The sequence below is a fragment of the Pectobacterium jejuense genome (genome assembly GCF_026800125.1).
GTDB classification, from domain to species: Bacteria; Pseudomonadota; Gammaproteobacteria; order Enterobacterales; family Enterobacteriaceae; genus Pectobacterium; species Pectobacterium jejuense.
In genome coordinates this window covers 419830-430584 of record NZ_JAPQKX010000004.1, presented here as the reverse complement: position 1 = coordinate 430584, position 10755 = coordinate 419830, and the positions used below count along the sequence as shown (strand labels likewise).

Sequence of the window (10755 nt, the reverse complement as noted above, 5' to 3'; positions counted from 1 at the left end):
ACAGGATTAAAACGAACAAGGCTCCCTTCTAGGGAGCCCCACTTTAAAGCCACCTCTTCAAGAGGTGGATTTTTACTTAGAATTTAGCGTTTACCTTTACTGCGATGGTGTCTGCTATTCCGTTGCGTTTTTTACATCATGCAGATCGCGATCTTTGACTTCTGGCATCAAAAGGGCGGATAGCAAGCCAATGCAGGAGTAGCAAATTAGCATCACAACGATGGGATACCACGACCCCGTTATTTGGCAAAAAATACCCGCTAGCAAAGGTCCGAGCCCCGTAGCGAATAACCCACCAATTTCTTTGGAAATTGCCATCTGGGAGAAGCGGTTTTTTGAACCGAACATCTCTGCCATTGTGATCCCTTCGATAGCGGCTTGCCCCAACACCGCGATGTTATGAATGAGGATTAAGCATACCGTTATCGTGGCAACTGCCTGCTCTTTATTCACGATGATTGAAATCATCGGATAAGCGAGAAGGATAGAGCCCAGCGTGAGGATAATATAAGGAATGCGGCGCCCGATTTTATCTGATAGCCACCCCATCAATGGGATTGTCAGAAAACCGATGACTGAACTAATCATGATGGCATCGGTGGGGACGGCCTTGCTAAATAGTAGTGTTTGTACCATGTAGCCAGCCAGGAAAGTCTGGATAATGCCCGAGTTCCCTGCCTGTCCGAAGCGAAGGCCTGTTGCAATCCAAAAGGATTTCCCTTTTAGCAAAGACCAAAAAGGAGTGGGCTGTTGAGCGACTTCTTCTGTTTCTTGTACCCCTTCAAATACCGGACTTTCTTTCAGATTCAGACGTAACCAGATAGCAAACCCCATCACCACGAAACTCGCAAGGAAGGGAAGACGCCACGCCCAGTCAATAATCTCTTCATTGCTAAAGAGGTAAAACATCGCAGCCCAAATGGCCGTCGCGCTCAAGGTTCCGCAGTTGGTTCCCATTGCAACCAGCGAGGCAATAATGCCTTTTTTACCCTTAGGCGCATATTCTGCCAGCATGGTACTGGCACCAGAGATCTCTGCACCGGCACCCAGTCCCTGAATAATTCTGAGCAATACCAATAGAATCGGTGCCAGAATGCCAACCTGCTGGTAAGTCGGGAGTGCGCCTATTAATGTGGTACAAACGCCCATTAATGCAATGGTAATAAACAGGACCTTTTTCCTGCCGACTCTATCTCCCATTTTCCCGAAGAAGACGGCACCGACAATACGGGCAATGTATCCTGCACCGTAAGTTCCCATCGCGAGAATTAATGCCATAGCAGCCGATTGTTCAGGGAAGAAAATTTCATGGAAGACCAGTGCGGCACCAAGAGAATAGAGCTGGAAATCCATGAATTCTAGTGTGGTACCGAGCCAGCCAGAAACGGATGCCCTGGCAAGATCGGAGGTGCTTCTTTTAACCTTAACTGGAGATGAGTTCATAGTGTCACCATATGATTATTAGATTTAATTCAATATGTGGTGAGGTATAAATACCTGGTGGCACACACGAAGAATCATTTCCAGACAATGTGTGGAAATAATTAATCGGTAGAAGAATAAGAAAAACACCACATCTTGATTTTTGGTCAACAGCGTATTGTCAGCATTCCTTTGCCGTATTCTTCCGATTTAAAATTAAAGGTGATGTCTTTATTAAAATTTAACGAGTATTTTTGAGGAAATATTTTTATCACTCGCAGCAATTAATGCATCTTCAACATCATGATAAGAATATTCAGCGGAGATAATGGGCTGTGGGTTTATAATACCTTTCTCCAGCCATTTAACCGCAGTAGCAAATTCATTAATGAATCGGAATGACCCTTTCCACGTGAGTTCTTTTACTAGCATTTGTGCAACGGGATATTGAACAGGGCTTGGCCCCATACCAATTTGTACAATCAAGCCATTAGGGCGTGTCGCAAAGACCGATGAGGCGATTGCCGCAGGCGCACCGCTGGCCTCGAATGTCACATCAAAGTAGCCTTTATTTTGGTTATAGATTTCCATTGCACTTTCATCAAGCGGATTGACGGAGGTATCGGCTCCCATTTCCAGCGCGATGTTTCTGCACCTTTCACTGATGTCGGACGCGACAATCTCTACGGCGCCTGAGGCTTTCGCTGCGGCAATTGTCAAGGCACCGATAGGACCCGCCCCGATGACCAGAACTTTTTTACCGACCAGGCTGCCTGCGACGTTGATGGCATGAATAACAACCGCAGTCGGTTCCGCAAGTGCCATAATTTGCGAAGGGACATTTTCGTCATAGGGATAGCACTGCTGTGCGGAAACCGTGACATATTGGGCAAAACCGCCGTGTACGTGCGGATTAAATTGGGCGCTTCCCATGAATCGCATACTGGGGCATTCGTTCTGCTTGCCTTCCAGACAATAGTCGCATTTGTTGCACGGTTGGGAAGGATTGATCGCCACTTTTTGGCCGACTTTTAATGGACTATTGGCAGGAGCCTGATGAATTCTGCCAACAAATTCGTGACCAATGACCATGGGATGTTTTATTACAGACAAACCGGCATGGCCTTCATGATAATAATGAATATCTGAACCGCAAATACCGCCGCATTCAACGTTAACGACAATATCGTTTTCGGTATAAGTCAGTTCACGACTTTCTACTTTTACGTCTTTTTTTCCATGGACAATACATGCATCAAAGGTAAGCGTATCTTGTTTCATATTGATACCTCTAAAATAATATAGTGTGGTTTTCCTTTGTCGCGGTGGAGAGAATTAAAAACCACACGTTGACTTATCAATCATCCCTGACAAATATCGATTCCTGAGAATCAAAGTACCGCTAACCATCCGCCATCAACATAGATGACCTGACCATTGATATAATTCGATGCATCAGCAGACAGGAAAATAGCCGTACCGATAAGTTCTTCGGTTTTTCCCCAGCGTTTAGTTGGGTTGCTACTTTTGACCCACTTGTCGAATTCAACATCTTTAATCAAGGCTTCATTCATGTCGGTCAGGATGTAGCCGGGGCCGATTGCGTTCGCTTGAATGTTATATTCTGCCCATTCCGCCGACATGGAGCGCGTCAACATTTTGATTCCGCCTTTAGCGGCGGTATAAGGCGCGACGGTAGGACGTGCTTGTTCACTGGTCAGTGAACAGATATTGATAAATTTGCCGCCGCGGCCGCGTTTTATCATGCGGATTGCCGCCTCGCGCGATACGAGGAATGTCCCTGTCAGGTGAATGTCCATGACGCGCTGCCAGTCCTGTAGCGCGAGGTCGACTAACGGTTGACGATGCTGGATCCCTGCGTTATTAATCACAATGTCGATTTCTATACCAGCGGCATCCATCAGGTTGAATGCATTGACGATCTGGTCTTCTTTTGAGACGTCAATCACGTAACCTTTGGCGTTATAGCCCTTTGCCGTTAGCTTTTCTACCGCCTCGTTCAGCGTTTCTTCTCTGATGTCGCTGAGCACAATGGCGGCACCCGCTGATGCGAGTCCTTCTGCATAGGAAAAGCCGAGGCCTCTTGCAGAACCGGTAATGAGTGCAGTTTTCCCTGATAGATCAAATAGTTTTGCGGCATCCATTATCAACTCCTTAACTGATTATTGAGCAGTGAATAGGTTATTTTTTAAGAGGTAGTATTGTCATACATCATGTTGTCATACAACTAACGAGTGGAAGTGATGGTGTCGCTTTGTTATACTTCAATCAACAGTCAAAGCGTTTTTTTGTGATCATGATTCCAATAATTGATTTGAGGCGTTATGGACAATATAGAATCAATACCAAGAAATAATATTGCTGAAGCCGTCTATCAGAAGATGCAGAAAAAGATACTCAGCGGTGAGTGGAAGCAGGGTGAGAAATTACCGTCTGAGTTTGAATTAAGTGAAGCTTTTGAAGTAAGTAGAACGAGTATTCGCAGTGCGGTGCAAAAATTGAGGAACCTAGGAATCATCTATACCAAACATGGTCGAGGTTCTTTTGTTTCAAATGAAATTGAAAGCTTCCGTATGCAGGCGAATGACAAGCCGATTCTTCACCTGACGAAAGGTGAATTCATGGACATGATGGTGTTTCGGCAAACGGTGGAATTTAAGTGCATCGAGTTAGCGGCAAAAAATGCAACGGATGAGGATATTGCGCTTATAGAAGATGCACTTAACCGAATGCTGGTCAACAAAAACGACTATAAAAAGTACTCTCAGGCAGACCTGGATTTCCACATGGCGATTATCAATGCGGCGCACAATAAAGTGTTTTCACATGCTATTAAATATGTGAAAAATATGTACTATTTCTATCTGGAAGAGTTAAACCGTGTGTTAGGCATCACGTTAGATAGTATTGACGCGCATATCAAAATTTTTATGGCGATAAAAAATCGTGATGTTGAAACCGCTAAGCTATGTCTGGATCAGGCAATGGAATGTAACATTGTTATGATTAACAACCTTGATAATAACTAACGCGTAAATATCGCCCTATTTCTCAGGTCGCTTACCTCTCCTTTATTCGTATGTCAGTAACGGCCTGCTGATGCTTGCTTTGCAGCATCGGCAATTGATATTACTTCGCGATATTTTTGTATCTGAAATGTACCCATAGCGATCCACTATTTATCTAATTTATTAAAATTACTACCTTTAGTGACACCCCTTCAGCCCGCTGTACTTCCCTGTTTTCTCTTCGATATAAGTTGCTTTTATTTTTTTCTTTTGATAGTAATACCTCAAGAGATATGATGTCATACAACAAATGAGATTCTACATAATCTGATTGTGGCTATCACAGGAGTTTTTGAATGATAAAGGTAACAAACGTAAAGACGATTCTAACGGCACCGGGTGGCATTGATCTGGTTGTCGTGAAGGTCGAAACCAATCAGGACGGCTTATACGGTTTGGGATGTGCAACCTTTACCCAGCGTATTTTAGCGGTTGAAGCGGCCATTAATGAGTACATGAAGCCTTTCCTGATCGGGAAAGATCCTTCTCGTATTGAAGATATCTGGCAGTCTGCTGTCGTGAGCGGCTATTGGCGCAATGGGCCGGTGATGAACAATGCGATTTCGGCTATCGATATGGCGCTGTGGGATATCAAGGGTAAAGTCGCTAACCTGCCGGTCTATGAATTGCTGGGCGGCAAATGCCGTGACGGTATTCCGCTTTATCGTCATTGCGATGGTGCAGATGCGGTCGCGGCGGAAGATAACATCCGTGCGGCAATGGAAGAAGGCTACCAGTACGTTCGTTGTCAGATGGGCATGTACGGTGGGGCCGGGACGGAAGACCTCAAACTGATTGCCACTCAGTTGGATAAAGCCAATATCACGCCGAAGCGCTCACCAAGAACGAAGACGCCCGGTATTTATTTCGACCCTGATGCTTATGCCAGAAGCATTCCGGCCTTTTTCGATCATCTGCGCAATAAGATTGGGTTTGATGTTGAATTTATTCATGATGTTCATGAGCGGGTATCGCCGGTTACCGCGTTGCAAATGGCGAAGTCTCTGGAAGATTACAAGCTCTTTTATCTTGAAGACCCCGTCGCTCCAGAGAATGTTGATTTCCTTAGCGTGATGCGCCAACAAACATCTACCCCAATCGCGATGGGAGAACTGTTTGTTCATGTTGCCGAATATAAGCACCTGATAACCAATCATCTGATTGATTTTATTCGCTGCCATATCAGTATGATCGGTGGGATTACACCAGCCAAAAAACTGGCGACGCTTGCCGAGTTTCATGGCGTGAGAACCGCCTGGCATGGTCCGGGGGATATCTCTCCTATCGGCGTCGTCGCGAATATGCATATTGATATGAGTATTACTAATCTGGGTATTCAAGAATATACGCCGATGAATGAGGCGCTGCGGGACGTTTTCCCTGGTTGCCCGGATATTGAAGGCGGATACGCGTACCTGAACGATAAGCCAGGACTAGGGATTGATATCGATGAGCAAAAAGCGAAGCAATTCCCTGTTGAAGGTGGATTGCCGTCATGGACGAATGCACGCTTGCCGGATGGCACTGCGGCACGACCTTAACCATCGGCTTAACCGCATCAATTTGCTTTAATTTCGCTTACTTAGAAGCCGACGGCCCTCGTCGGCTTCTAGGCGATTGACGACTCAGCGCAGGTCAATACAGGGGATAGATTATTCTCTGGCGGCGTTGTTTAGACTTCGCTATTGCAAATGAAAAATTTGTATTTAATAAAAAAATTATTATTTATCATCTTGTTAAATAAGATTATCCGCTTATATCCCCACAAAACGAACAAAATCTGATAAACTATCCGCCGATTTTATGCCTGTGTGTAAGCTATCGTGTAGCTGTTTAAAACAGCTGGATTTTTGTCCGGTGACGTTTACACACATTGGCGAGCAGCATTTCGAATAGCGGTTTGCAGGTTACTGACTGCGCGGTTATTCGCCATATTTTCTCGATAAACTTGGAGGTTTTCATGGCTGTCGCTGCCAACAAACGTTCGGTAATGACGCTGTTTTCTGGTCCATCCGACATTTTTAGCCATCAGGTCCGCATCGTATTGGCGGAAAAGGGTGTGAGTGTCGAGATTGAGCAGGTAGACATGGATAATCTGCCTCAGGATCTTATTGACCTCAATCCTTACGGTTCCGTGCCAACGCTGGTCGATCGTGAACTGACGCTCTATGAATCCCGTATTATCATGGAGTATCTGGATGAACGTTTTCCTCATCCGCCGTTAATGCCTGTCTATCCGGTTGCGCGCGGTAACAGCCGCCTGATGATGCACCGCATTGAGAGCGACTGGTATTCTTTGCTGAAGAAAATTACGCACGGCAGCGCTCAGGAAGCAGACGCAGCGCGTAAGCAATTGCGTGAAGAGCTGCTGGCGATTGCCCCTGTGTTCAACGAAGCGCCTTATTTCATGAGCGAAGAGTTCAGCCTGGTGGATTGCTATCTGGCTCCGCTGCTGTGGCGTTTGCCGCAGTTAGGCATTGAACTGAGTGGTTCGGGCGCGAAAGAGCTGAAAGGCTACATGACTCGCGTCTTTGAGCGTGATGCGTTCCTGGCTTCCCTGACGGAAGTGGAACGTGAAATGCGTTTGCAAACCCGAGGTTAAACCGTATGGCGTTGTCTCAACTGTCTCCGCGTCGTCCGTATTTATTACGGGCTTTTTATGATTGGTTGCTGGATAACCAATTAACGCCTCATCTGGTGGTAGATGTCACTCTGCCGGATGTTATGGTGCCGATGGAGTTCGCCCGTGACGGCCAGATCGTGCTGAATATCGCACCGCGCGCTGTTGGCGGCCTTGAGTTAGCTGATGACAGCGTTCGTTTCAATGCCCGTTTTGGCGGCGTCCCACGTCAGGTTTATGTGCCCATGGCGGCCGTCATGGCGATTTATGCACGTGAGAACGGGGCTGGAACGATGTTTGAGTCCGAACCTGCTTACGAATCTGCAGGTGAATATGAAGACTTTCAAGATGGCGCACCCGCTTCAGGGACGGTCATGTCGATTGTCGATAGCTCACCTGATTCTGAAGCGCCTGACGATGGCTCGGGTTCTGATGATGAACCACCACAGCCACCTAAAGGTGGCCGACCGTCGCTACGGGTCGTGAAGTAATGTTTAAGGGCACCCTTGTGGTGCCCTTTCTTATTCCCGTTGTTCGCTGAATATGCGATTAACTGAACACCATTCCGCCATCAATCAATAGCGACTGCCCCGTCATATAGTCGGAATCGTGGCTGGCCAGATAGGACACGCAGGCAGCGACATCTTCCGGCTCGGAAAGGCGGCCCAGCGTGATGCGTTTGGCGAATTCTTCCGTCGCATAGCCACGCTGTTTCCCTGCGGATTCGGAGATCTTCCGATCGATTTCATCCCACATTGGCGTTTTTACGATACCCGGACAGTAACCATTGACCGTGATGCCCAGCGGCGCTAAATCGCGTGCAGCCGTTTGCGTTAAGCCACGAACTGCGAATTTACTTGAGCTGTAGACGGCGAGTTCGGGATTGCCCACATGCCCAGCCTGCGAACAGGCATTGATAATTTTTCCGCCGTGACCCAGAGATTTGAAGGCATCGAGCGCTGCTTGAATGCCCCAGATAACGCCTTTGACGTTGATGTTATAAACGCGATCGACAACGTCTGGCGTGATGTCTTCAATCAGGGTTGAAGGGGCAACACCAGCGTTATTGACGATGACGTTAAAGTCACCAAAGCGCTTTTTAGTTTCTGCGACAGCGGCGAAAACTGCCTCACGATCCGCAACGTCCGCCTGTAGTGCGATGGCCTGTCCGCCGGATTTTTCGATTTCCTGTGCCACGCTGTGTGCGGTTTCTTGGTTATAGTCCACGATGGCGACGGCAAAACCGTCTGCCGCCAGTCTGAGAGCAATAGCGCGGCCAATACCTTGACCGGCTCCTGTTACAAGAGCCACTTCGACTGTCATAGTTCCTCCTTAATGAAATCCAATCTCAATAAAGACAAGTTAATGTCGGAGGTAAGTGTAGGTCTTTAACGTGATATTGCAGGATTTATTACGAAAGGTTCTTTAGAACACAGTGGAAAGACGACGATTTTATTAGCCTGTTTGGTGTGATATTCCGAGAAAGAAGTGCAGCACGTCGCCATCGATTGCTACCGCACGACTTATTTCATTTTCTTGCTGCGCCGTTAGGGGAATACCGATTGAACGTTGAGCATTGTCCAATTTCCTGAGAATGAGAAAAAGCACGTATATAACCTATGCTATAACCGACATTCACGGTGATATTCCTTTTTTATAGGGTATTGCGATTCCAGAACGCAGAGCATCAGGAGGGGGAGCAATGCATCAAGGTCGTTGTTTATGCGGTGGTGTGACGATTTCCACGGCGCACTCGGTGAGTAAGGTAGATGCCTGCCACTGTGGAATGTGCCAGACGTGGGGCGGTGGTCCGCTCATGGCTGTTGAGTGTACGGATCCGGCGATTGCTATTGAGGGCGAGGAAAATATTACGGTCTGGCCGTCATCGGAATGGGCCGAGCGCGGTTTTTGCCGCGTATGTGGAACGCACCTGTTCTATCGGTTGCGTAGCGGTGGTACTTATCATATTCCGGCGGGCTTTTTTGCTGACGAGACCAATAAAACGTTGGTATCGCAGATTTATATTGATAAGAAACCGAGCTACTACTCGCTTGCTGAGAAAACGCCGATGCTGACGGAACAGGATGTAATTGACCTGTATTCCGGTAAAGATTGAGTATTCAAATAAAGACGGAATCGGGTGAAGGCTGAAAAAGAAAAGGGCAGCCAGCGCTGCCCTTAAGAGAAGTGGTACGTTCTACACTTCCAGATAGTTCATGATACCGTCAGCGGCTTTACGACCTTCTGCGATGGCCGTAACCACCAGATCGGAACCGCGTACTGCATCTCCACCCGCAAAGATTTTCGGGTTGCTGGTCTGGAACGCGTTATCGCAACTTTCCGGTGCGACAATGCGACCTTGGTCGTCCAGCTTGACGTCATGTTCTGCCAACCACGCCATTTTGTGCGGACGGAAGCCAAACGCCATGATGACCGCATCGGCTTCCAGTACGTGCTCGGAACCCTCTACGATTTCAGGACGACGACGGCCGTTGGCATCCGGTGCGCCCAGCGCCGTACGCGCCATTTTCACGCCGCACACCTTGCCCGCGCCATTGATCTCGACGCTTAACGGTTGCAGGTTGAATTTGAACTCGACGCCTTCTTCACGCGCGTTTTTCACTTCGCGTTTGGAACCCGGCATGTTCTCTTCATCACGACGATAGGCACAGGTAACGTGCGTTGCGCCCTGACGAATCGAGGTACGTACGCAGTCCATCGCAGTGTCACCACCGCCCAGTACCACAACGCGTTTGCCTTGCATGCTGACGTAAGGCTCGTCTGCTGCGGCTTCAAAGCCCATCAGCTGCTTGGTGTTGGCGATCAGGAACGGCAGCGCATCGTAGACGCCCTGAGCGTCTTCATTGTCCAATCCGCCACGCATAGACTGATAGGTGCCGACGCCGAGGAATACTGCATCGTACTCGTCCAGCAGCGCTTTCATCTGCACGTCTTTACCGACTTCGGTATTCAGACGGAATTCGATGCCCATCTCGGTGAAGATCTCACGACGTTTCACCATCACTTCTTTTTCCAGCTTGAAAGAAGGGATACCGAAGGTCAGTAGGCCACCGATCTCAGGATGACGATCGAACACGACGGCCTGTACGCCACCGCGTGCCAGCACGTCGGCACAAGCCAGCCCTGCCGGACCTGCGCCAATGATGGCGACGCGCTTACCGGTCGGTTTGACGTTGGCAACGCTTGGCTTCCAGCCCATCTCTATCGCTTTATCATTGATATAGCGTTCGATGTTGCCGATGGTGACCGCGCCGAATTCATCATTCAGCGTACAAGACCCTTCACACAGACGGTCCTGCGGGCATACGCGACCGCAGACTTCCGGCAGGCTGTTGGTCTGGTGCGATAACTCAGCCGCTTCGATAATGCGGCCTTCGTTCGCCAGCTTCAGCCAGTTCGGGATGTAGTTATGTACCGGACACTTCCACTCACAGTAAGGGTTACCGCACGCCAGGCAGCGGTCTGCCTGGGCTTTGGACTGGCTTTCTGAGAACGGCTCGTAGATCTCAACAAATTCAATTTTGCGAATCTTCAGCGGCTTCTTGGGCGGATCAACGCGCTGTAAGTCGATAAACTGGTAAACATTCTGACTCATGATGACCT

10 protein-coding genes are annotated in these 10755 nt (G+C 48.1%); 5 read left to right on the top strand and 5 right to left on the bottom strand.

The window, feature by feature from the left end:
* Nucleotides 1-114: 114 nt before the first annotated feature.
* The 3 genes from NXT09_RS10440 to NXT09_RS10430 form a co-directional block, all read right to left on the bottom strand.
* Nucleotides 115-1443, bottom strand: coding sequence for an MFS transporter (locus NXT09_RS10440; protein WP_268579628.1), 1329 nt, complete (start codon nucleotides 1441-1443; stop codon nucleotides 115-117).
* A gap of 213 nt (nucleotides 1444-1656) precedes the next feature.
* A complete protein-coding gene (gene idnD, locus NXT09_RS10435; protein ID WP_268579627.1) occupies nucleotides 1657-2703 on the bottom strand; it encodes an L-idonate 5-dehydrogenase in 1047 nt (348 codons plus the stop codon).
* A 110-nt stretch (nucleotides 2704-2813) separates the two neighbouring features.
* A complete protein-coding gene (locus NXT09_RS10430; RefSeq protein ID WP_205554160.1) occupies nucleotides 2814-3587 on the bottom strand; it encodes an SDR family oxidoreductase in 774 nt (257 codons plus the stop codon).
* Nucleotides 3588-3767: 180 nt separating this feature from the next.
* Here NXT09_RS10430 and NXT09_RS10425 point away from each other — a divergent pair, with 180 nt between their 5' ends.
* The 4 genes from NXT09_RS10425 to sspB all read left to right on the top strand — a co-directional run bounded on the left by NXT09_RS10425 (nucleotide 3768) and on the right by sspB (nucleotide 7622).
* Nucleotides 3768-4472 carry a FadR/GntR family transcriptional regulator gene (locus tag NXT09_RS10425; RefSeq protein WP_010280187.1) on the top strand — a complete coding sequence of 235 codons (705 nt, stop codon included), beginning with the start codon at nucleotides 3768-3770 and terminating at the stop codon, nucleotides 4470-4472.
* Between the two features lie 335 nt (nucleotides 4473-4807).
* Complete coding sequence (locus tag NXT09_RS10420) at nucleotides 4808-6052, top strand: enolase C-terminal domain-like protein (protein ID WP_268579626.1); 1245 nt, start codon at nucleotides 4808-4810, stop codon at nucleotides 6050-6052.
* Between the two features lie 419 nt (nucleotides 6053-6471).
* Nucleotides 6472-7113, top strand: coding sequence for a stringent starvation protein SspA (gene sspA, locus NXT09_RS10415; protein WP_005975503.1), 642 nt, complete (start codon nucleotides 6472-6474; stop codon nucleotides 7111-7113).
* Nucleotides 7114-7118: 5 nt separating this feature from the next.
* Entirely contained in the window at nucleotides 7119-7622 is a 504-nt protein-coding gene (sspB, locus tag NXT09_RS10410) for a ClpXP protease specificity-enhancing factor (RefSeq protein WP_205592184.1), read from the top strand.
* Nucleotides 7623-7680: 58 nt separating this feature from the next.
* On the opposite strand, the gene NXT09_RS10405 is transcribed toward sspB, so the two are convergent.
* A complete protein-coding gene (locus tag NXT09_RS10405) occupies nucleotides 7681-8454 on the bottom strand; it encodes a (S)-acetoin forming diacetyl reductase (RefSeq protein WP_268579625.1) in 774 nt (257 codons plus the stop codon).
* A gap of 379 nt (nucleotides 8455-8833) precedes the next feature.
* Here NXT09_RS10405 and NXT09_RS10400 point away from each other — a divergent pair, with 379 nt between their 5' ends.
* Nucleotides 8834-9247, top strand: a complete 414-nt coding sequence (locus tag NXT09_RS10400) for a GFA family protein (RefSeq protein WP_268579624.1) — start codon at nucleotides 8834-8836, stop codon at nucleotides 9245-9247.
* Between the two features lie 81 nt (nucleotides 9248-9328).
* Here the strand turns inward: NXT09_RS10400 and NXT09_RS10395 are convergent, their stop codons facing one another.
* The gene (locus NXT09_RS10395; protein ID WP_268579623.1) at nucleotides 9329-10747 is read right to left on the bottom strand and encodes a glutamate synthase small subunit; all 1419 of its coding nucleotides are present in this window, start codon (nucleotides 10745-10747) and stop codon (nucleotides 9329-9331) included.
* Nucleotides 10748-10755: the final 8 nt, after the last annotated feature.

Bases quoted from the DNA above. Each gene is read 5' to 3' on its own strand.
- NXT09_RS10440 (WP_268579628.1), bottom strand. From the start codon at position 1,443: ATGAACTCATCTCCAGTTAAGGTTAAAAGAAGCACCTCCGATCTTGCC.
- idnD (WP_268579627.1), bottom strand. From the start codon at position 2,703: ATGAAACAAGATACGCTTACCTTTGATGCATGTATTGTCCATGGAAAA.
- NXT09_RS10430 (WP_205554160.1), bottom strand. From the start codon at position 3,587: ATGGATGCCGCAAAACTATTTGATCTATCAGGGAAAACTGCACTCATT.
- NXT09_RS10425 (WP_010280187.1), top strand. From the start codon at position 3,768: ATGGACAATATAGAATCAATACCAAGAAATAATATTGCTGAAGCCGTC.
- NXT09_RS10420 (WP_268579626.1), top strand. From the start codon at position 4,808: ATGATAAAGGTAACAAACGTAAAGACGATTCTAACGGCACCGGGTGGC.
- sspA (WP_005975503.1), top strand. From the start codon at position 6,472: ATGGCTGTCGCTGCCAACAAACGTTCGGTAATGACGCTGTTTTCTGGT.
- sspB (WP_205592184.1), top strand. From the start codon at position 7,119: ATGGCGTTGTCTCAACTGTCTCCGCGTCGTCCGTATTTATTACGGGCT.
- NXT09_RS10405 (WP_268579625.1), bottom strand. From the start codon at position 8,454: ATGACAGTCGAAGTGGCTCTTGTAACAGGAGCCGGTCAAGGTATTGGC.
- NXT09_RS10400 (WP_268579624.1), top strand. From the start codon at position 8,834: ATGCATCAAGGTCGTTGTTTATGCGGTGGTGTGACGATTTCCACGGCG.
- NXT09_RS10395 (WP_268579623.1), bottom strand. From the start codon at position 10,747: ATGAGTCAGAATGTTTACCAGTTTATCGACTTACAGCGCGTTGATCCG.